We start from the raw sequence: 21794 nt of genomic DNA on the forward strand, positions 1-21794 counted from the left end.
AGCGTTCATCCTGAGCCAGGATCAAACTCTCCAATAAAGTTAGTTTGTCTAGCATCTAAAATAAAAATTGACGTTTCACGTTGTTTGTTTCGTTCAGTTTTCAAAGAACTAAAAGCGGGTGAAGAGAATCGAACTCTCGACCAGAGCTTGGAAGGCTCTTGTTTTACCACTAAACTACACCCGCGTGGTCGGGAAGACAGGATTTGAACCTGCGACCCCCTGGTCCCAAACCAGGTGCTCTACCAAGCTGAGCCACTTCCCGTTATGGCGCGCCCGAGAGGAGTCGAACCCCTAACCTCTTGATCCGTAGTCAAACGCTCTATCCAATTGAGCTACGGGCGCTTATTCATGATGTTTTTTCGTCGTTGTATTTTGGCGACTCAATTATCTTATCATACTACATTTTCAAATGCAAGTATTTTTTTAAGATTTTTTTGATGCGGCCGAGAGGACTTGAACCTCCACGGGGTTTCCCCCACTAGGCCCTCAACCTAGCGCGTCTGCCGTTCCGCCACGACCGCGCGGAAAAAACAAAGAGTGAGCCATGAAGGATTCGAACCTTCGACCCTCTGATTAAAAGTCAGATGCTCTACCAACTGAGCTAATGGCTCGTAAATGGCTGGGCTAGCTGGATTCGAACCAGCGCATGACGGAGTCAAAGTCCGTTGCCTTACCGCTTGGCTATAGCCCATCGAAATAGTTATCTTCTTTTCAAAGACAAATGTTATTGTACCATAATGACCAATAAAAAACAACTGCTATATAGCAGAAGTTAAAATGGCGGTCCCGACCGGGGTCGAACCGGCGATCTCCTGCGTGACAGGCAGGCATGTTAACCACTACACCACGGGACCATTTGGTTGCGGGGACAGGATTTGAACCTGCGACCTTCGGGTTATGAGCCCGACGAGCTACCGTACTGCTCCACCCCGCGACAATATTATTCATATAATTTATATGGTGGAGGATGACGGGATCGAACCGCCGACCCCCTGCTTGTAAGGCAGGTGCTCTCCCAGCTGAGCTAATCCTCCGAAGTGGTGACCCGTACGGGATTCGAACCCGTGTTACCGCCGTGAAAGGGCGGTGTCTTAACCACTTGACCAACGGGCCAATATGTATGGCAGAGAAGAAGGGATTCGAACCCTCGCACCGCGTTAGCGATCTACTCCCTTAGCAGGGGAGCCCCTTGAGCCACTTGGGTACTTCTCTGTATGGCTCCGCAGGTAGGACTCGAACCTACGACCGATCGGTTAACAGCCGATAGCTCTACCACTGAGCTACTGCGGAATAATAAAGACAATTTGTATCTTATAAAATTTCTCATCGTAAGTCAAGAAGTTTTTTCACACCATCTTGCGCAAACGTGACATGTTTATAATATACTGGATTGCGTTTTTACTGTCAAGATGTTTTCGTTATCGCTTTTAGTTTCCCTTTACACTTTCCACAGACATATCTTTTTGTATTTATTTGACGTCTTCTTACATATCGAAGTGAACACTCCATACATTCATACGTATAAACTTTTGTTTCCTTCCCTCCATTAATCATTCGTTTACAAAAACGCGGTGCACCTACCTTCTTTAGCAACTCACGAAAATCTCTATCTCGGTGCTTATATCCCCTTCCTTTGATATGCAAATGATAATGGCAAAGTTCATGCTTAATAATCCCTACTAACTCTTCTTTACCATACATTTCATAATATCGATAATTCAGTTCTATATTATGACTCTTCAATAGATAGCGTCCACCGGTTGTACGCAATCTATTATTAAACATCGCTTCATGTAAGAAGGACGTCCCAAAGTATTGTAACGACACTTCTTCAACTAACCGTTGAATTTCTCGCTCATCCATTCTCATTCCTCCTAAACTAAAAAATAATTTTACACTTTTCTCCCTTCTTATACATATAGTAAATAGTACATATACCCATCCTCATTCAAGAAGCGTGATTTCTAAAAATGCAGCATTGATAGAAATCCACTCACCAACCTCTCATCAAAGTTACCTTAACTAAAAGGAACTACTTTTTTTGAGAGCAGGATTAAACAAGGAGGGATTCCTATGCCCACGTGGCTAAAAAAGCAAATGCAACGTGCATATTTTGAGAAAAACCGGTATCAAATCAAATTACTAAATGAATGCTGGTTTTATTATAGCAAAATACATCAAAGCTCATAATCAATTAAACTTTCCAGTTCATAAAAAAAGAGCAGTTTCATCTGCTCTCTTTTCTTACTATTCAATCGGTAACATTGATAATGCAACACGACCTTTTTTTGTATCAATATCATCTACCCATACCTTTACAATTTGTCCCACGGATACGATATCTAATGGATGCTTTACAAATTGTTTGCTTAGTTTAGAAATATGTACTAAACCATCTTGCTTCACACCAATATCAACAAAGGCACCGAAATCAACAACATTGCGAATCGTTCCCTCTAATTCCATACCACGCTTTAAATCTTCTAATTTTAAAATCCCCTTTTTCAAAAGTGGCTTTGGCAACTCATCCCTCAAATCTCGTTCTGGGCTAATTAAAGCATCCATAATATCAACTAATGTCGGCTCACCGATCTCCGTCTCTTGAGATAATTTAGAAATATCTACTCCTTCTAAACTCTTTTGCAAGTTTGGTTTCCCCACATCACTCTTCGATAACCCTAAGCTCTTTAATAGCAATTCAACATTTTTATATTGTTCTGGATGAATCCCTGTGCGATCTAACGGATTCGCTCCTTCTAATATACGTAAGAATCCGATACATTGTTCATATGTTTTTGCACCTAAACGTGGGATTTTCTTTAACTCAGTTCGCTTCGTGAATTTTCCATCTTCCTCACGCTTAGCTACAATATTTTTCGCAACTGTTTTCGATAACCCCGAAACATATTGCAGCAACGCAACTGAAGCTGTATTTACATTAACACCAACTCGGTTAACTGCTGTCTCTACCACAAATGTTAATGATTCATTTAATCTCTTTTGAGATACATCATGTTGATATTGTCCAACCCCAACAGATTTAGGGTCAATTTTCACAAGCTCTGCAAGTGGATCCTGTAGACGTCTCCCAATTGAAACAGCACTTCTTTCTTCAACCTGTAAATTCGGAAACTCCTCTCGAGCTACATCCGATGCGGAGTACACACTAGCACCCGCTTCATTTACAATAATATAAAATACATCTCGTTCTACATTTTGTAATACATCTACTATAAATTCTTCCGTTTCCCTCGAAGCTGTACCATTTCCAATCGCTATCATTTCAACTTCATATTTATCTATAATTGAAAGGATTTTCGTTTTTGCATCCTCATATTTACGAACAGGGGGATGCGGATAAATAACATCTATGTGAAGAACTTTTCCTGTATCATCTACTACTGCTAATTTACAACCAGTTCTATATGCTGGGTCTACCGCTAACACAACTTTCCCTTTCATCGGAGGTTGTAATAATAAATTACGTAAATTCTCAGAGAAAATATGAATCGCTTGTTCTTCGGCTGTTTCCATTAACTCTTTACGAATTTCTCTTTCTATTGAAGGTTGAATTAATCGCTTATATCCATCTTCCATCGCTAATTGTACATAATGCGCACTTTTAGAAGCTTCATCAAGAATCATTTTTTTATGTAAAAAATGAAGAATTTCTTCAATTGGCGTGATAATAGAAACTCTTAATACATCTTCCTTTTCACCACGGTTCATTGCTAGTACACGATGTGGCACTACTTTTTGCAACGGTTCTTCATAGCCATAATACATTTCGTATATATTCTTTTCATCTTTTTCTTTATCTTTTACAGATGAAGACATAATCCCTTTTCGGAAAGTAGTATTACGAATCCAGCTACGATATGCCGCATTATCCGAAACAAGTTCCGCAATAATATCTTGTGCACCTTGCAACGCATCTTCTGCAGATGCTACTTCTTTTTCCACACTAACAAATTCCATGGCCTTCTCTGTTGGATTTTCTTTTTTATATAATAATAGCCACTCAGCTAACGGTTCCAATCCCTTTTCTTTAGCGATTGTCGCTTTCGTTCTTCTTTTTTCTTTGTAAGGACGATATAAATCTTCTACTTCCTGTAGTTTGGTTGCAACAACAATATGACGACGCAACTCTTCGGTTAGTTTGCCCTTTTCACCAATAAGACGAAGAACCTCTTCTTTCCTATCTTCAAGTTGCATCATATATTGCCATCTTTCTAAGATTGCACGAATTTGCACCTCATCTAAAGAGCCTGTCCATTCTTTTCGGTAACGAGCAATAAATGGAACTGTGTTACCTTCTTCTGTTAATTGAATCACATGACGAACTTGCTTTTCGGTAAAGCCTAATTCTTTCACTAACATTTTCATTAACGCTTGTCGATTATCTACCATTTCCATATCCAACCGTAACCTCCTCTATAATAAAAAAAAGTTGCCCTTTAAAGAGAGCAACTTAAACTGCCGATTTAAAAATCTATTAGTCCTAAACTAATTTGTAACGCTTCATCTACACGACTCATCATCACTTCATCCAAATGAGTGATTTTGTCCGTTAAGCGTTGCTTATCGATTGTTCGAATCTGCTCAAGTAAAATAACAGAATCTCTCTCAAAACCGTACTTTTTCGCATCAATTTCCACATGAGTGGGTAATTTCGCTTTTTGAATCTGTGCAGTAATAGCCGCTACAATCACAGTCGGACTAAAACGATTTCCGATGTCATTTTGAATGACAAGAACCGGACGAACGCCTCCTTGCTCAGAACCAACAACTGGGGAAAGGTCTGCAAAATACACGTCGCCGCGTTTTACAATCAAAATATTACCCCCCGCTAACTAAGCGTTCTACTGTATGAGCTGCTTCATACTCTGCTAAGAAAGCTTCAGATGCAATACCAAGATTAATTTTTCCCATTTCAATGTACCCACGTCGCATTGATTCATGTTGGTAGCGTTTCTTCGTCTTATGTTGACGCAATAACAGTTGTGTTGCCTGGCAAATTAGTTCATGGCGATTCTTATTCTCTTGTTTTCCAATTCCGTCCAATTCCGTTACCATTTGCTTTGGCAACCGAACCACGATTTCAGTAGTTACACTTGATTCGGACACAAAAATACACCTCCACCGTCAACTACACACCCAAATATATATATGACACCTATTGTAATAATACCACTGTATGGAGCCCGTTGCAAAGACTTCCTTATTCCATGCTTATGTTTTCCAATTCATAAACAAAACATTCATCTTCTTTTACTTTTTGTCTCTTTCAAACAAGAAATAACGGAATTTTTCCCGCAACATGTAATTGTAACTTATGTTAAAAACGATTATAAAAAGATGTTTCTCATCGAGAAAAGAGCTTATTCTCCACCAGGGAAAAGCCCCCTCAAATGACAAGAAGCGAATAATAATACCTTCTATATATTGTTTAAATAATTTATTACTTCTACAACTTTACCGTGTCGTATAAATATTCTCGGCACACGGAAGCTTATCGTTGCGATAATTTCATAATTAATAGTTCCGGAATATTCAGCAACCTCAGTAGCGCTAATACACTCATCACCTTGTCTCCCAATGAGTGTAACTTTCGTACCAAGTGGCACTTCACAAGGAAGAAGTATCATGAATTGATCCATCGTTACTCGCCCTACAATCGGTACCCTCTCTCCATTTACAAGCACTTTAAATCCTTGCAATCTTCTAAGCCAACCATCTGCATATCCAATCGCAACTGTTGCAATCCATTCTTCAGTTCTCGTTCGGTAAGTGACATTATAACTAATCCCATCCCCTTTAATCACTTGCTTAATATGAGCAACCTTCGTATGAAGCGACAACGCTGGCTCCAATTTAAACGGTAAAAACGGCCGTATTTCTACAGACGGCGTTAATCCATACATCGCAATACCAATTCGTACTGCATTAAATGTAATCCCTTGAAACCTTAACGTTGCAGCACTATTGGCTGTATGGACAAATTTAGGGTTCACTCCAAATTCTTTCAACCAACTTAACTGCCGCAAAAACGTGTTGTATTGCTTATCAAAGTAAGAAGTCTCAACCTCATCTGCTGTCGCAAAATGTGTATACACCCCTTCAAGTTCTAAAAATGGCGCACCTTCTAAACTCTTTAAGAATCCTTTTAATTCTTTACGTTCGCGTATTCCAATTCTCCCCATACCACTATCAAAATTAATATGGAATTTCATTATAGACGAACCATCCCAGAGTTTTATCGCTTCGTCCACCCATTCTTTTTGAAAAACGGTTAATACTACATCATTTTCAGCAGCAACATTTACATCACGGGGCGGGGACGGGCCCAATACTAAAATCGGCGCAGTGATACCAGCCCTTCGAAGTACTAAAGCTTCATCTAAAAAAGCAACTGCTAATCTTGTTGCTCCTGCTTCTAATGCAGTTTTAGCCACCGGTACATAATCGTGCCCATATGCATTCGCTTTAACTACAGCAAAAATCTCTACATCACTTGGAATGAACTCTTTAATATGCGTAATATTGTTATAGATCGCGTCTAAATCCACTTCCACCCAAGTGTCACGGTAAAATGGTGCTTCTTCCATAAATACACTTCCTTATAAACGATATGCGAAGCTTATTCTTTTATATGCTTCTTTTATGAAATCTACCCTTCAAACTAAGAAAAGACGTGGTGCACATATACCACCACGTCTAAGAAGTTTACTTTACTTGCTTCGCTGTAACTGAACGAGCGACCATTAACAACTCATTCGGCTCTAAACCTTTAGACACGAGCATATACTCTACTCCGTTATGCGACCACGTTAAAGAGTCTTTCGTCAATGCACCAATCGTGAAACCAAGATCAACTAACTCACCACTTGCACTTACCGCTGACGAAGCCTCTGCAACTTTCGCCTTTTCTTGTATTAAAGTAAAGGATTTCTTACTTCCAGTGTATGTGAGTATCGCACGCTTGCCACTGTCTGTCTTCAACTCCTTTTCGTCTTTCAAAGTCATACCTTGCGGCGTATCACTTGGATACAAAATAGCAAACGGTTTGTCTTCTTTCGCTGCCGTCTGAACATCTACTTGTGCTCTAGACATGTTTTGTTTCGTATCAAATGCACCTTTATCAAACTTTGCATCGAACTTTACTTTAGTGAAATCTACTTTTACAAGGACATTTTGATCATTATCCATCAGTTTCACAGAAACTGGTGTTAAATCACTTTTATTCAGCTTAATTTCTTGTTTCGGCAACATATTTTGATGTTGATAATTCGTTTTTGTTTTAAATACATAATACTTATCTGTTTTCTCGAAAGAGAGATTTTTCTTGTCTTGCAAAATATCCCTTACAAGTGATTCATATAAATAAGCCTGGCTACTATTTTGCGGCCAATCGCTTTGAAAACGGAAACTCTTATTAAGCGCCGGTGTTAATACAAATACACCTTCATCATTTCTTAAAATAATTTGACTCTGATCCTTTTTCGCATTTTGCAAATTCACACGATAATACGAAGGTTCTTTATGCCAAATCTCTACGTTGTACTCCTGAGGCTCATTTCCTGTTTTAATAGATAATTTCGCTTCAGCTTGATAACTCTTCATGCTTTTAACTTTCGATTCTAAATCTCTCACAACATCTTCCTGTTTCTTTTCCATACAACCCGCCAACACAAAAACGGTCAATAAACCGATAAGAACTAAAAACAGACGCCTTTTCATCACTTCAGCCCCTTTGCCCCTATAAATGAATGGAAGATATGCCTTCCTTATCGCTACCTCAAATATATGAGACAAAGATATAAAATATGCAGACTAGCGTGACGAGCTTTCCAAAACAACTTGAGCAACGGCAAATTCTTTACTATGACTAATTGATAAATGAACAATATGCTCTGTATTTGTAATGATAATCGGCTTACCTCTATCATCATTCCTTACTTCAATATCCAAAAAACTCACTTCTTTCCCGATACCGGTCCCTACTGCTTTAGAATACGCCTCTTTTGCTGCAAATCTTCCAGCTACGAATTCTGTAAGACGACTTCCTTTCAGCCCCTCGGCAACACCACGTTCTCTTTCAGTTAAAATACGGTCCATAAATTTAAGCTTTCCATCTAGCATTTTTTCAATTCGATTTAACTCAATAATATCGATTCCAATCCCTACAATCATTTCAAAATCCCCTTCTTCTATTTAGCTTTCTTCATTCATATTGTAAGAATAACAGAGAATCTTTCTGATGCAAAAGGAGTGATACTAACAACATGCTAATACCATCCACTCGCATTTCCTTACAACCGATCATCATCTCTTTACTTCTTATACAATTAGTCATGATTATGTTAGGCGACTTTTCTCTCTTTCCCATGGCAGCCTCTAATGAATATATCGCTAAAGGAGAATGGTGGCGTGTCATAACTTCCCTACTTGTACACGTAGATTTACAACATTTTCTTTCTAATAGTATTTGTTTATTTGTGCTTGGTTCTTCTATTGAAAAACAACTAGGGCACTTTCCTTTCATTATTATTTTTTTCCTTTCTGGCATTCTCGGAAATATTTCTTCTTATATTATTATGCCCCTTGAATATATTCACGCCGGATCATCTGGCGGTATTTTCGGATTACTAGGTGCCCAATTATTTTTATTGTATAGTCGATATCGTTCTTCAAAACCAAGAGACATTGCTATTTTTTCAATAATGATACTTATATTACTACTATTTACTTTCTTTAATCCCTCTGCCAATCCTATAAGCCATTTAACAGGATTGATAATTGGCGGCATTTGCACACCTCTTTTAACAAAAAAATTCGATGGTGCAGAGCTTATTTAATATAGAAGCTCGCACCATCGACAATTTCCACATCTGTTTGTTTACTTAAATCTCTCATTAGTTGAAATAAAGACTCATCCTTCTTCTTCGCCTCAATCATACAATCAATTTGCGGAACACTCCCCTTTATCTTTTTCAAAAAAGATAAGAAGATATCTACATCAATAAAATCCGCATGCGCTCTCGGGTCTTTTCCATCTCTAGGACTAGAGATGTGCATTTTAACTGGTAACAAAGACGATTCCCACGTATGGACAACACGTGCCCAATCTTCATGCCAATCTTCTCGATCATTATTCATCATATGATGATGCAAATCAAACACGACGGGAATGTCTAATTTCTCACCTAAATACAATGTTTCTTCTAAAGAAAAGGTCGTGTCATCATTTTCTAATATAATCATCTCTTGAATACCCCTTGGAACACTTGACCAATTTTCGATAAAACGCTCTAATGCGAGCTCTTTATCTTTATATCCCCCGCCCACATGTAGTACACACCGTTGCTTATGTTCAATCCCCATACCCTTTAACAACTTTTTATGCATCTGCAATGTCTTTACAGATTGTTTAAAAATACTCTCTTCAGGTGAATTTAGTACAACAAAGTGATCTGGATGGAAATCAATTCGCATATTCATACGAATTGCATACTCACCTAACACTTTTAAATTTTCTTTTAACGGGCGAATATAGTTCCACTCTAACAACTCCTCATGATTCGCTAAAGGAATAAGCTTGGAACTAAGCCGAAAGAAAGATATATCATGCCCTTTATTATGCTTTAATAACCGTAAGCAATTTTCCAAATTCGAATTAGCAATTCTCTCGAGTTTACGAATCGCAGCCTCTCGATCATCAATTCGCTGAAACTGTGCATATGTCATCGTTTGAGATGGAGATGCATTCTTCAAATGTACGCTCATCGCAACATACCCAAGTCTTACAAGCATATAGCACCTCTTTTCTATACAAGTTATTATGTAGTATGCACAATTACAGAAATAAAAAAAGAGAATGCCCACAAAGGGCATTCTCTTTTTTTATTAAGCTTGTGGACGGCTATGATGTTTTCTTTCGCCGCGTCCGTTTGAAGATCCTGGGCGACCTTGACCTTCACCTCTACGACCACGGTTACCATCACGGCTACCACCATCGCGATTACGATCACGGTTACCGTCACGATTACGGCCATCACGGTTACGGTCACGGTTACGACCATCGCCGCCACCGCGTCCATCACGACTACGATTACGGTTACCATCACGGTATCCGCCTCCGTTACCACCGCGTTTTTTAGAACCGCCACCTCTTGAAACAACTGGTGGTTCTGATGTTAAAGCGATTGGAGTTGTATCCGGCTCTTTTGTCATCATTTTTAAAGCAGCAGCTACTACTGTTACAGAGTCATTCTCTTCTAACATTTCTTCTGCAATACGCTTGTAGTATGATAAGTTTTCATTTTGGATTGTGCTTTGAAGCTTTTCTGCGATTAAACGTTGTTGACCTTCTAGAGCCTCGTCAAGTGTCGGTGCTTCCATGCGATCAACCTTACGTTTTGTTGTACGCTCGATATTTTTTAATTGTCCTGATTCACGTGGTGTTACAAATAACATTGCAATACCTTTTTTACCTGCACGGCCAGTACGACCGATACGGTGAACGTATGATTCTGGATCTTGTGGGATATCGAAGTTGTATACGTGTGTTACGCCTGAAATATCAAGACCACGTGCAGCAACGTCTGTTGCAACAAGAACTTCAATAGCACCTTCTTTAAATTTACGTAATACAGACATACGTTTCGCTTGTGTTAAGTCACCATGAATACCTTCTGCTGCATAACCACGTAAGTTTAATGCTTCTGATAATTCATCAACACGACGCTTTGTGCGACCGAATACGATTGCAAGCTCTGGAGATTGAATATCTAGTAAGCGTGTTAACACGTCAAACTTTTTCTTTTCTTGCACTTCTAAATAGAACTGCTGAATGTTTGGCATTGTTACTTCTTTTGCTTTTACTTTAATGTGTTGAGGCTCAGTCATGAAACGCTCAGCAATACGACGGATTGGATCTGGCATTGTCGCTGAGAATAATAATGTTTGATGTGTTTCTGGCACATCTGTTAAAATCGCTTCAATATCTTCAATGAAGCCCATGTTTAACATTTCATCCGCTTCGTCAAGAACAACAGTCTCTACGTTTTGTAAGCGAAGTGTTTTACGGTTAATATGATCTAAAATACGACCCGGCGTACCAACAATAATGTGTGGGTGTTTTTTTAGAGCACGAATTTGACGGTTAATATCTTGACCACCATAAATTGGTAGAATACGAACACGTTTATGTTTACCAATTTTGTATAGCTCTTCTCCAACTTGAATTGCTAATTCACGCGTTGGCGCGATAACAATACCTTGAACTGCTTCTTTATTTGTATCCACTTTATCTAATAGTGGTAATCCGAATGCTGCTGTTTTCCCTGTACCTGTTTGCGCTTGCCCAATAATATCCTTACCTTGCAATGCATGTGGAATTGTTTCAGCTTGAATCGGCGTAGCCTCTTCAAAGCCCATGCTTTCAACAGATTGCAGTAAAGACTCACTTAATCCTAATTCTCGAAATGTTGTCAATGTTACTTCTCCTTTTCTATCCTATACTTATCATTTAAAAAAAGGCGTTTTCCGAATTTGCGGAAAAGCCCTTTTCCTGAATGCTCACGTATATAACCGGGCGTATATTCTTCACGAAAATACTTCTAAACGTTATTACACTTTATCAATTATAAGTTTTGTATGTGTAAAAAGCAAACCCCAACTGTTACCTTATTTCATATTCAGAGCTTTTTTCTTTACTTTTATTTTTTTATCATTTACTGTAAGCGCTTATTATAAGTTTCCGCTATTTTCGTGGCTATCATCCCTATTTATATACACCAATTATTTCAACATCGCTATAACTTCTTCTAATTTCATACCGCGAGACGCTTTTACTAACACAACATCTTTCGCATCAACTACTGTTTGTAGGTCTTTTACAAGTTCTTCTTTATCATCATACGCTTTAACACGTTCTTTAGGGAAATTAATTTTTGCTCCTTCAGCAATTTGAGCCCCTAATCTACCATATGCGAATACATATGAGATTTTTGCTGGATCAATTAATTTACCTACTTCATAATGAAATTGCACTTCTTGATTTCCAAGTTCTAACATATCTCCAAGCACAACAATTTTTTTTGCAAATCCATCTAAACCATTCATTAGGTGGAACGCAGCTTCCATAGCCGTTGGACTTGCATTATAAGCATCATTGATAATTGTTAAACCACTATCTGTTTTTACAATCTCCATACGCATGCCTGTCATTTGAAGCGTTACTAAACCTTTTTTCATTTCTTCCCACGTTACACCAAAATGTTTCGCAATTGCCATTGAAGCAAGTGTATTATATACATTATGCTTTCCTAGTACCGGCAGATAGAATGCCAAAGTTTCATCCCTGTTCATCTTAAAGTGTGTTCCAGTTGCCTGTAATGTTACAGTAGTTGGATAATAATCATTTGCTCTCGCATCACCAAATGTAACTGTTTCAGCTGCTAAATTCATTTCTGGAACACGATTCGTTAATAGCGGCTCATCCCCATTATATACGAACACTCCACCTTCTTGTAAACCTGTAACAATTTCTAACTTCGCTTCAGCAATCGCCTCACGAGAGCCTAAATCCATTAAGTGTGCCTCACCAATGTTCGTGATAATAGCCGCATCAGGACGGGCTAACTTAGATAGAAATTCAATTTCACCCTGGCTTGACATACCCATTTCCAATACAGCTACTTCTGTATTTTCTTCTAGGTTTAAAATAGTAAGAGGTAAACCAATATGATTGTTGAAATTACCTTCTGTTTTTTGAACTTTAAATTTAGTCGCAAGAATACTTGTTACAATATCTTTCGTAGATGTTTTACCATTACTACCCGTTACACCAACAACTTTTACATCCAATTGATCACGATAGTTTTTCGCTAACATTTGTAAGGCCGATAGCGTATCTTCTACAAAAATAACAGGAAGATTCTCAGGTGGATTCGCTACATCTTTCACCCATAATGTGGCAATAGCCCCATTTTCAACAGCTTTATCTACAAAAGCATGTCCATCGAAACGTTCACCTTGAATCGGAACATATAAATTTCCTTTTTCAATTTTTCTCGTATCAATAGACACTCCTTGTATAGTAATTCCCTCATACTGCTCTGCTAATCCCGTACCATTTATCATCTGTTCTACTTGTTTTAACGTTCGATTTATCATGAAAACACTCCTTACATAGAGGAAGCACTATTCCCTCGAATAGTGCTTCCTCCTTTTTTGTTAGATTGTATATTTAATTTTTTGTTTTTCTTCGTGACGCTCAATCGCTAAGCGAATTAACTCTTCAATTAATTCTGGATACGGTAATCCAGTATGTTGCCATAATAGAGGGAACATACTAAACGGCGTGAATCCTGGCATTGTGTTTACTTCGTTAATATACACTTCTCCATCTTTCGTTAAGAAGAAATCAGCTCGTGTTAAGCCAGAACCATCTAATGATTGGAATGCAATAATTGCATCTCGCTTAATTACATTAGACTCTTCTTCTGTCATTTCAGCTGGAATAATTAACGCTGTATCACCATCGATGTATTTCGATTTGTAATCATAAAAATCTTTTTTCGGTACAATTTCGCCTACAACTGAACATTTCGGCTCATCATTACCTAATACACCAACTTCTACTTCACGACCTACAATATTTTCTTCAACAATAATTTTACGGTCAAATTGGAACGCCTCTTCGAATGCATTCTCAAGCTCTTCACGATCTTTACACTTATTAATACCAACACTTGAACCAAGGTTTGCTGGTTTTACGAAGCAAGGATAGCCTAACACTTCTTCTACTTTTTCATACGCTGTTTCACGATCTTTTTCCCATGCACTACGAATGAAAGATGCATATTTCGCTTGTTTCAATCCAGCTTCTGCAAAGATATTTTTCATAACAACTTTATCCATACCAGCAGATGATGCTAATACACCGTTACCTACATATGGAATGTTCATTAATTCTAATAATCCTTGCACTGTTCCATCTTCACCATTAGGCCCATGTAATAATGGGAAAATAACATCAATTGCATCTTCTTGCTTAGAATTTGCAGTTGGAATAATTTCTGCACTTAATGATACAGGAGAAATTGTATTTTCTTCTCCACTCATTTGTAATGCTTCAACCGTCGTTACTTCACCTTCAATACGCTCACCGCGCATCCACTGACCTTGCTCTGTAATATAAATTGGATGAATCTCGAATTTATCTTGATTTAATGCTTTAATAGCAGCAAGAGCCGTTTGTAACGAAACTTGATGCTCAGCTGATTTTCCACCATATAATAAACCTAATTTAATTTTTGTCAATGAAATCACCCTAACCAATTGTTTTCATTTTTCTATTTTAGCACTTTTTATAAAAATAGGTAGTTCCTATTTGAAATAAAATGTAACTTCCACAAATAATTAAAAGACACCACTTATTGGTTTTCTACACTTTTCCTACTTAATTTTCTACATGACTAAACAAAATTAAACTTTAAAGTAAGCTTGCAATCTGATCTAGTTATGTACCTAAAATATGTAGAAATCCACTTTTTGTGTATGTCGTCTATTTTATTAAGAAGATTGTTTGGTCAGTGTGTCTTTTTGCCTTTGTTCAACGAGACGATCTAAAGAAACATATACAATGCCTGCAACTACACATCCTATAGCTAAAATTGTAAATAAGAGATGACCAAGTAATCGATCTAATAAAAAACCTCCAAGAAGTGGACCGAATGCACTTCCTGTAATCCACTGCAAACTTGCCGCTCCCATATAAGTTCCTCTCAAATGCTCGGGGGCTAAATTCGCTACAAATGTCATCTGTACAGGCGACATAATCATCTCGCCTAACGTATATATGGCATAAACGAACATTAACGTCATTAAAATAATTGTAGCATTTGTATCAAATTCTCCAAACCACTTCGGTAACCATCCTATAAAAAATAAACCAATTCCGAACAAACACGCTCCGTACAGCATCGTTTTTCCGACAGGTTTATCTGTCGCCCATTTTGAAATTTGAAATTGAAACAAAACAACTAATAGACCATTTAATGCCATTAAATATGGGTATGGATTGTTAGCTCCAAAAATATTCTTCATTTCGTTATCAAAGTGAAGCGGTAACATACCTTCTGTTTGAGAAAAACCCATAGAAATAATAATACCCGCTAACAAATAAATCATTAACGCCTTATCTCTCATTAAAATTTTCCAAACTGCTCCGGATTCCTTCTCTTTATTTCTTTCCGTTACTTCCGTAATTTTCGGCATTGTTTCTTTAATAAGTACTAACATAAGTAGTGCATAAAACAGCATAGCAGACGAAGCAATAATAAACACGAGGTTCTTCGATAAAACGACTACCGATGCCCCCATTATCGGCCCAATTGCAGCTCCAATATTGTGTCCCATTCGTAATAAACCATATGCTTCTGTTCTTTTTTCTGGCGCAGTTACATCCGCAACCATTGCTGATGCCGCTGGATGAAATAGAGAATTACTTAACCCTAAAAAAATAGATAAAATGGCGTACGGGATAAATCCTTCTATAAATAAAAAACCGAGCATTAATAATGCATTACTTGCCATCGAAAATATCATAATCGGCTTTCTTCCATATATATCCGCAATTCTTCCTCCTATAAGCGAGCCAAAGCTTGCGGCAATTGGAGAAAGCGCCATAATAACACCAACTTGCAGTAAAGAATCTACCTTATCTTTTAAATATAATGCAAAAAACGGCATCAACATCATCATCGCAATTCCATTCAATGTCTCACCGATAAATCGAATCCATACGTTACGATCCATCTCCCTTAGCTCACGCCATGTGTTTTTCATATTTCCACCCCTTTAATTTGCCAACAATTATCTTATAACATATTCAGAAAAATGTAAATTTTCAAAATAAAAAATCCATTCTAATAGAATTAGAATGGATTTTTCCACTTATAAATTTGCTACATCTTCTTCTTTATTATCATTATTTAAAGCGCTATGCTTTCGGCTATATAAAAAGTAAACTGCTATACCAATAACCATCCATACTCCAAAACTAATCCATGCTGTTCCGGATAACTGAAGCATTAAGTATAAACAAAATATTACCGTTAACGCTGGTAAAAATGGTACGAGCGGCGCCTTAAATGCCCTTGGTAAATCAGGGTGAGTTCTTCTCATGACAATAACTGCAACTGCTACAAGTGCAAAGGCTGACAATGTCCCCATATTTACAAGGTGTGCTAAAACATTTAAATCTATTAATCCTGAAATAAGTGCTGCAATAATCCCAGTTGTCCATGTATTTAAAAATGGTGTTTTAAATTTCGGATGGACTTTAGCAAGACGCTTTGGCAACAGCCCATCTCGGCTCATCGCATAGGAAACACGAACTTGCCCATACATCATAACTAGCATTACAGTTGTAATTCCTGTGATTGCTCCTACTGAAATTACTCCCGCTAAACTATCTTGTCCAATAAATTGAAGTGCAAAGGCAACTGGATCTGATATATTTAGCTGTCCGTATGGAACAATTCCTGTCAAAATAAGTGAAACAACGATATAAAGAACTGTACAAATTAATAACGATGCGATAATGCCGATTGGTAAATCACGTTGCGGACGTTTCACTTCTTCTGCAGCTGTTGAGACTGCATCAAATCCTATGAATGCGAAGAATACTGTAGCAGCTCCAGCCATTACACCATCTAAACCAAATGGCATAAAAGGCGTCCAGTTTTCAGGTTTCACATAATTAAAACCAGCAAAGATAAAGATAAGAACAACCGCTATTTTAATAAATACCATGATATTATTTACTCGTGCACTTTCACGAACACCTCTAGATAAAAGAGCTGTCATAACTAAAATAATTAGAACTGCAGGTAGATCAATTATTCCACCCTTTCCTGTACCAGGGGCCGAGGAGAGAACGGTTGGAATATGAATCCCAAATCCCTTTAACAAAGATTGAAAATAAGCGGACCACCCGTTTGCTACTGCGGATGTAGCAAGTAAATATTCAAGCATTAAGTCCCATCCAATTAAAAAAGCGAACACTTCCCCCATCGTCGCGTACGTATACGTATACACACTGCCCGAGACAGGAACTGAAGAAGCAAATTCAGCATAACAAAATGCAGCAAAGGCACAAGCTAGCGCGGCTATCGCAAATGATAATATAATAGCTGGTCCAGAATGTTTTGCTGCTACCACGCCTGTTAGAACAAAAATACCAGTTCCAACAATTGCCCCAATGCCAAGCATCGTTAAATCCAATGCGCCCAATGTTCTTGCTAATGTCTTTTGCTTACTTTCTTGCATTAACTTTGCAATAGGCTTCTTTTGAAAAATTTGCTTCATAGCATGCTCCTCCAAGTTTTAAATTTTCTGAAAATTTTTAATTCGCATTTTCATTTTACTCATAACGCTTTTTACAGTCAATACTTTTGTCGAAATAAGTGGAAATATTTCAGAATATACAATTAATTATTTTTGTCATTCTTTCTAAATAGAAGACTATCGTCTATTACAAAGAAAAATTCGACAAATATAAAAAAAAATACGAGATCACATCTATATATCTTTTCATAATCTTTTTTGGTATTATTATACATGTCGATTCCAAAAAAGAGGCATGCTCCTTTATTGAGCATGCCTCTTTTTACTTATTTCACAGTATATGAACCTTCTTCAATCCAGCTATACATGTACTTTTCATCTTCCGTCTCATGTGCTTGTTTTACAATACGAAGCGGACGGAATGTATCTATCATAACAGCCAATTCAAGTGTTTCTTTCTTCCCTATACTCGCTTCTGTTTTCCCCGGATGTGGCCCATGTGGAATCCCGCTTGGATGAAGCGTAATAGAACCTTCTTCCACACCTTTTCGGCTCATAAAGTTACCTTCTACATAATAAAGTACTTCATCACTATTCACATTACTATGATAATATGGTGCCGGAATTGATTCTGGATGATAATCATATAAACGTGGTACGAAAGAGCAAATAACAAAATTATGCCCTTCGAACGTTTGATGTACTGGCGGCGGTTGATGAATACGACCTGTAATTGGTTCAAAATCCTCTACATTAAAGACCCACGGATATAAATATCCATCCCATCCAACAACATCTAACGGGTGGTGCCCTAAAACATGCTTATGCATATATCCTCTGGACTTTGTCATTACGACAAACTCACCTTTTTCATCATATGTCTCCAATTTCTCCGGACCACGAATATCTCTTTCACAAAACGGACTATGTTCTAACAATTGCCCATATTCATTGCGGTAGCGATGTGGTGTTGTAATTTGGCTATTTGCCTCTACAACAAGAAACTTAGTCTCTCCTTCATCTGGAATAACACGATAAATTGTTCCAATTGGAATCGTTACATAATCACCTTTTCTATAGTGAATCGTTCCAAACATCGTCTCAATTTTCCCTGTTCCATAATGAACGAATAACATTTCATCGCCATCACCATTACGGTAGAAATAATCCATTTTTTCCGTTGGACTCACTACTCCAATTAACAAGTCTTCATTCCCAAGTATGAAATTTCTCCCACTTATTGCATCGCCAGTTTTTTTATTTTCTTTCGTGCGAAAATGACGATGAGCAAGAGCAACATCCTCTTCATACTGTAACTGACAAGAATGGGATAATGCTGCATGTCCTACTTCTGTTGGCATATAATGATGATACAAAATAGACTGCGTACCAGAAAAACCTTTTGTCCCCATTACCTGCTCACGATAAAGTGATCCATCTTTTTTACGAAATTGTACATGTCGTTTATGAGGTAGCTCCCCCATGTGACGATAATACATGCCCATCACCTGCTTCCATTTCTTTTTTTACCGTATTACGTAATGTACCTAAACCAGTAATCGTAAGTTCTACAACATCACCATCTTGCAGCCACTCTTCCGTACCAAGCTCTAAAATACATCCTGTTCCTACTGTTCCAGACCCGATAACATCTCCTGGATATAACGTAACATCTTCCGAAGCACGTTCAATCATTTCAGCAAATGTATAGTAAATATCTTGGAAATTCCCCTTTGATAACAGCTGTCCATTTACATGAGCAGTCATCTCTAAATCATAACGATCACCGTTACGATAAACGTCTAATTCCTCTTTCGTAACGAGATACGCTCCTAATGAAGTTGCAAAGTCTTTCCCTTTCGCTGGACCGAGCCCCACTTTCATCTCTGTCGCTTGTAAGTCCCTTGCACTCCAGTCGTTCATAATACAATAACCAAAAATATATTCCTCCGCTTGCTCACGAGAAATATTGCGTCCTTCTTTTCCAATTACACAAGCAATCTCTAACTCGTAATCAAGCTTTTGAGACTTCTTTGGACCAGTAACAAAATCATCTGGTCCAATAACAGCACGGTGGTTAGTAAAATAAAAAACCGGGATATCATACCATTCAGGTACAACATCTAATCCTCTTCTCCCGCGAGCTGTTTTTACATGTTGCTCAAATGCATAAAAATCTCGAATGCTACTCGGATTAGGAATAGCCGCAGCAAGTTGTACTTCCTCTAAGGAATATATACCCTTTTCCGGATTCTTAATATTACGTACTACTTCTACATACTCATCCGCTTTCCCTAAAAAGGCGAACATTGAAGAAGGTAATTTTCCATCACTAGCAAGATTCATATCGATTACTTTGTCACCTTCAATCCATCCAGCTCGCATTTCTTTCGAAAGGAGACGAAATGTAACAAATTTCATCATGATTCCTCCCTATGAAAAATGAAATTTCCACCAACAAAGGAATTCTTGCTGGTGGATATAAATTTTATAAATTCCCGCGACGCTCTTGTTCTCTTTCAATTGATTCGAATAAAGCTTTAAAGTTCCCTTCACCAAATCCACGAGAACCTTTACGTTGGATGATTTCAATAAATAAAGTTGGACGATCTACAATTGGTTTCGTAAAGATTTGTAATAAATAACCTTCTTCATCACGGTCTACTAAAATCTTCAATTCTTTTAATTTATCAATTTCTTCATCAATTTTCCCAACACGTGCTGTTAACTCATCGTAATACGTATCTGGCGTATCTAAAAACTCCACGCCATTTGCACGAAGCACTTCAATTGTTTTTACAATGTCACTTGTTAATAAAGCAAGATGCTGTACACCCGCTCCGTTATAGAACTCTAGATATTCTTGAATTTGTGATTTTCTTTTTCCGTCTGCTGGTTCATTAATCGGAAACTTAATACGGCTTCCATTCGTCATAACTTTTGACATTAATGCCGAATACTCTGTGCTAATATCATCATCATCAAAGTGAATCATTTGTTTAAATCCCATGACGTTCTCGTAATAGCTAACCCATTCTTCCATTTTTTCAACATTACCAACGACATGGTCTACAGCAATTAAACCGGACTCTTCAAATGGAAGATTAAACTCTACCTTTTGAAATCCCGGCATAAATGTTCCTTTATAATTTTTACGCTCTACAAGCGTATGAATTGTATCACCATACGTACCAATAACTGCTTTTTTCAATGTACCTTCCTCATCTGTTAACTCTTCAGGAGGAGCAATTGCAACAGCACCACGTTTTACCGCTTCAGAGTACGCTTTATCAACATCATCAACAAGAAGGGCCACATCCTTTACTCCATCACCATGGGTCTTTACAAACTCTGCAATGCGATTATCACTACTTAAAGCTCCAGACACAACAAAACGCATATTTTTTTGCACAAGAACATAAGATACCTTTTCACGGTTTCCTGTTTCTAATCCCGAATAAGCTACAATTTTGAATCCAAATGCTCTCGCAAGATAATAGCTCGATTGCTTTGCATTTCCTACGTAAAATTCAATATGATCTACATCACGTACCGGAAAAAAATCCTCCATTTGTGCAGCTAGCGTATCCATAGATTTTTGTTTCATAAATTCCTCATCCCCCTGTAAATAGATTAAATGGTCCATACTTAAACCTAACCGAAAACGCTTCCAACATTAATTGATAGAAATTAGTTAGCAAGCTAACAAATTCTGACCTTTAAAATTTTCTATCTTTTCTGTCAAATTCCTCTTTTTTTCTTACATATAAAATTCGACTTTTTTCTCTTTAAAATAAAGTGAAACTTTAATAAGTGGGGGGGTTTTCACCCCCACCGATATTAGCTCGCACCAATCGGGCTTTTACGGGCAGCTCGGCTCCCACCTAACGCCTTTGTTCCAGCTGCATTTTAAGGTGGGAGTCTACTGCGGGATAAAGGGATGATATCAATAATTGAGGGTGTATATAGGAGAAAAATAAAAAAGACCCCAACATATTAACTATTTACTAATATGCTAGAGTCTTTATTTTTTTAGAATAATGGTACGTAAGGTGTATAAAAACTTATTGTTATCAATATTCATCATACTAATACATTTGTAAGGAATACAATAAACGCTGTCAATACTGCAGCTCCACTTGCTGATCCTAAAATATCCATTTTTGTTACCTGTAATACTTGTTCCTTGTTCATATTCCTCATTCTCCCTTCTCCTGTTTTGGTTACAAAACTTTTATTATACTAATACGCTTGATAGAAATACGATTAATGCTGTTAATACTACTGCTCCGCTTGCTGATCCTAAGAAGTCACCTTTTGTTACGTTTAATACTTGCTCGTTGTTCATAATTTTCATTCTCCCTTCTCTTATTTTTATTACAAAACTTCTATTATACTAATACGCTTGATAGAAATACGATTAATGCTGTTAATAC

Annotated in this window: 20 protein-coding genes and 12 tRNA genes; 2 read left to right on the forward strand and 30 right to left on the reverse strand. The window is 37.6% G+C overall.

Annotation, left to right across the window (positions count from 1 at the left end):
* Nucleotides 1–113 precede the first annotated feature (113 nt).
* From ACTFQM_RS26890 to ACTFQM_RS26950, 13 genes are all read right to left on the reverse strand, one after another.
* A tRNA-Gly gene (locus ACTFQM_RS26890) sits at nucleotides 114–184 on the reverse strand.
* A gap of 1 nt (nucleotide 185) precedes the next feature.
* A tRNA-Pro gene (locus ACTFQM_RS26895) sits at nucleotides 186–262 on the reverse strand.
* A gap of 3 nt (nucleotides 263–265) precedes the next feature.
* A tRNA-Arg gene (locus ACTFQM_RS26900) sits at nucleotides 266–342 on the reverse strand.
* 96 nt (nucleotides 343–438) lie between these two features.
* Nucleotides 439–521, reverse strand: a tRNA-Leu gene (locus ACTFQM_RS26905).
* Between the two features lie 17 nt (nucleotides 522–538).
* Nucleotides 539–611: transfer RNA gene (locus ACTFQM_RS26910), tRNA-Lys, on the reverse strand.
* 5 nt (nucleotides 612–616) lie between these two features.
* Nucleotides 617–691 (reverse strand) — tRNA-Gln (locus ACTFQM_RS26915).
* An 87-nt stretch (nucleotides 692–778) separates the two neighbouring features.
* Nucleotides 779–854: transfer RNA gene (locus ACTFQM_RS26920), tRNA-Asp, on the reverse strand.
* A gap of 3 nt (nucleotides 855–857) precedes the next feature.
* Nucleotides 858–934 (reverse strand) — tRNA-Met (locus ACTFQM_RS26925).
* A gap of 24 nt (nucleotides 935–958) precedes the next feature.
* Nucleotides 959–1034, reverse strand: a tRNA-Val gene (locus tag ACTFQM_RS26930).
* A 4-nt stretch (nucleotides 1035–1038) separates the two neighbouring features.
* Nucleotides 1039–1113 (reverse strand) — tRNA-Glu (locus tag ACTFQM_RS26935).
* 8 nt (nucleotides 1114–1121) lie between these two features.
* Nucleotides 1122–1212: transfer RNA gene (locus tag ACTFQM_RS26940), tRNA-Ser, on the reverse strand.
* A 3-nt stretch (nucleotides 1213–1215) separates the two neighbouring features.
* A tRNA-Asn gene (locus ACTFQM_RS26945) sits at nucleotides 1216–1290 on the reverse strand.
* A gap of 114 nt (nucleotides 1291–1404) precedes the next feature.
* Nucleotides 1405–1863: a SprT family protein gene (locus ACTFQM_RS26950; RefSeq protein WP_025151103.1), complete on the reverse strand. Its 459-nt coding sequence runs from the start codon at nucleotides 1861–1863 to the stop codon at nucleotides 1405–1407.
* A gap of 210 nt (nucleotides 1864–2073) precedes the next feature.
* Here ACTFQM_RS26950 and cmpA point away from each other — a divergent pair, with 210 nt between their 5' ends.
* On the forward strand, nucleotides 2074–2190 hold the full coding sequence (cmpA, locus tag ACTFQM_RS26955) for a cortex morphogenetic protein CmpA (protein WP_001143642.1): 117 nt from the start codon (nucleotides 2074–2076) through the stop codon (nucleotides 2188–2190).
* Between the two features lie 57 nt (nucleotides 2191–2247).
* On the opposite strand, the gene ACTFQM_RS26960 is transcribed toward cmpA, so the two are convergent.
* From ACTFQM_RS26960 to acpS, 6 genes are all read right to left on the reverse strand, one after another.
* A complete protein-coding gene (locus ACTFQM_RS26960; RefSeq protein WP_440037004.1) occupies nucleotides 2248–4416 on the reverse strand; it encodes a Tex family protein in 2169 nt (722 codons plus the stop codon).
* A 68-nt stretch (nucleotides 4417–4484) separates the two neighbouring features.
* Nucleotides 4485–4835 (reverse strand): type II toxin-antitoxin system endoribonuclease NdoA, encoded by a 351-nt coding sequence (gene ndoA / locus ACTFQM_RS26965; RefSeq protein WP_000635965.1) that lies wholly within the window; start codon nucleotides 4833–4835, stop codon nucleotides 4485–4487.
* A gap of 4 nt (nucleotides 4836–4839) precedes the next feature.
* On the reverse strand, nucleotides 4840–5127 hold the full coding sequence (locus ACTFQM_RS26970; protein ID WP_000004570.1) for an antitoxin EndoAI: 288 nt from the start codon (nucleotides 5125–5127) through the stop codon (nucleotides 4840–4842).
* Nucleotides 5128–5438: 311 nt separating this feature from the next.
* A complete protein-coding gene (gene alr / locus ACTFQM_RS26975) occupies nucleotides 5439–6608 on the reverse strand; it encodes an alanine racemase (RefSeq protein WP_440036998.1) in 1170 nt (389 codons plus the stop codon).
* Nucleotides 6609–6726: 118 nt separating this feature from the next.
* Nucleotides 6727–7677: a LolA family protein gene (locus ACTFQM_RS26980; protein ID WP_327915581.1), complete on the reverse strand. Its 951-nt coding sequence runs from the start codon at nucleotides 7675–7677 to the stop codon at nucleotides 6727–6729.
* Between the two features lie 156 nt (nucleotides 7678–7833).
* Nucleotides 7834–8193: a holo-ACP synthase gene (gene acpS / locus ACTFQM_RS26985; RefSeq protein WP_002175336.1), complete on the reverse strand. Its 360-nt coding sequence runs from the start codon at nucleotides 8191–8193 to the stop codon at nucleotides 7834–7836.
* Nucleotides 8194–8285: 92 nt separating this feature from the next.
* Between acpS and ACTFQM_RS26990 the strand changes: the two genes are divergently transcribed.
* Nucleotides 8286–8858, forward strand: a complete 573-nt coding sequence (locus ACTFQM_RS26990; protein ID WP_071717832.1) for a rhomboid family intramembrane serine protease — start codon at nucleotides 8286–8288, stop codon at nucleotides 8856–8858.
* Here the strand turns inward: ACTFQM_RS26990 and uvsE are convergent.
* From uvsE to ACTFQM_RS27045, 11 genes are all read right to left on the reverse strand, one after another.
* Complete coding sequence (gene uvsE / locus ACTFQM_RS26995; protein ID WP_002175341.1) at nucleotides 8851–9813, reverse strand: UV DNA damage repair endonuclease UvsE; 963 nt, start codon at nucleotides 9811–9813, stop codon at nucleotides 8851–8853. The two genes, ACTFQM_RS26990 and uvsE, sit on opposite strands and share 8 nt — an antisense overlap.
* Before the next feature lie 93 nt (nucleotides 9814–9906).
* Nucleotides 9907–11496, reverse strand: a complete 1590-nt coding sequence (locus tag ACTFQM_RS27000; RefSeq protein ID WP_025151095.1) for a DEAD/DEAH box helicase — start codon at nucleotides 11494–11496, stop codon at nucleotides 9907–9909.
* Nucleotides 11497–11802: 306 nt separating this feature from the next.
* The gene (gene murF, locus ACTFQM_RS27005; RefSeq protein WP_440036999.1) at nucleotides 11803–13179 is read right to left on the reverse strand and encodes a UDP-N-acetylmuramoyl-tripeptide--D-alanyl-D-alanine ligase; all 1377 of its coding nucleotides are present in this window, start codon (nucleotides 13177–13179) and stop codon (nucleotides 11803–11805) included.
* 60 nt (nucleotides 13180–13239) lie between these two features.
* Nucleotides 13240–14328, reverse strand: a complete 1089-nt coding sequence (locus ACTFQM_RS27010) for a D-alanine--D-alanine ligase (RefSeq protein WP_002175344.1) — start codon at nucleotides 14326–14328, stop codon at nucleotides 13240–13242.
* Between the two features lie 252 nt (nucleotides 14329–14580).
* Nucleotides 14581–15855 (reverse strand): MDR family MFS transporter, encoded by a 1275-nt coding sequence (locus ACTFQM_RS27015; protein ID WP_440037001.1) that lies wholly within the window; start codon nucleotides 15853–15855, stop codon nucleotides 14581–14583.
* 108 nt (nucleotides 15856–15963) lie between these two features.
* Entirely contained in the window at nucleotides 15964–17379 is a 1416-nt protein-coding gene (locus tag ACTFQM_RS27020) for an amino acid permease (RefSeq protein ID WP_098304426.1), read from the reverse strand.
* 305 nt (nucleotides 17380–17684) lie between these two features.
* Nucleotides 17685–18857, reverse strand: coding sequence for a homogentisate 1,2-dioxygenase (locus tag ACTFQM_RS27025; protein WP_002175347.1), 1173 nt, complete (start codon nucleotides 18855–18857; stop codon nucleotides 17685–17687).
* Nucleotides 18823–19779, reverse strand: coding sequence for a fumarylacetoacetate hydrolase family protein (locus ACTFQM_RS27030; RefSeq protein ID WP_440037006.1), 957 nt, complete (start codon nucleotides 19777–19779; stop codon nucleotides 18823–18825). The genes ACTFQM_RS27025 and ACTFQM_RS27030 overlap by 35 nt, the downstream gene beginning before the upstream one ends.
* A 67-nt stretch (nucleotides 19780–19846) precedes the next feature.
* On the reverse strand, nucleotides 19847–20965 hold the full coding sequence (hppD, locus tag ACTFQM_RS27035) for a 4-hydroxyphenylpyruvate dioxygenase (protein ID WP_025151089.1): 1119 nt from the start codon (nucleotides 20963–20965) through the stop codon (nucleotides 19847–19849).
* A gap of 476 nt (nucleotides 20966–21441) precedes the next feature.
* On the reverse strand, nucleotides 21442–21552 hold the full coding sequence (locus ACTFQM_RS27040) for a DUF3948 family protein (RefSeq protein ID WP_002091388.1): 111 nt from the start codon (nucleotides 21550–21552) through the stop codon (nucleotides 21442–21444).
* Nucleotides 21553–21595: 43 nt separating this feature from the next.
* A complete protein-coding gene (locus ACTFQM_RS27045; RefSeq protein ID WP_002074222.1) occupies nucleotides 21596–21715 on the reverse strand; it encodes a DUF3948 family protein in 120 nt (39 codons plus the stop codon).
* Nucleotides 21716–21794 lie beyond the last annotated feature (79 nt).

This window comes from Bacillus cereus group sp. MYBK30-2, assembly GCF_051915945.1.
Lineage (GTDB): Bacteria > Bacillota > Bacilli > Bacillales > Bacillaceae_G > Bacillus_A > Bacillus_A paramycoides.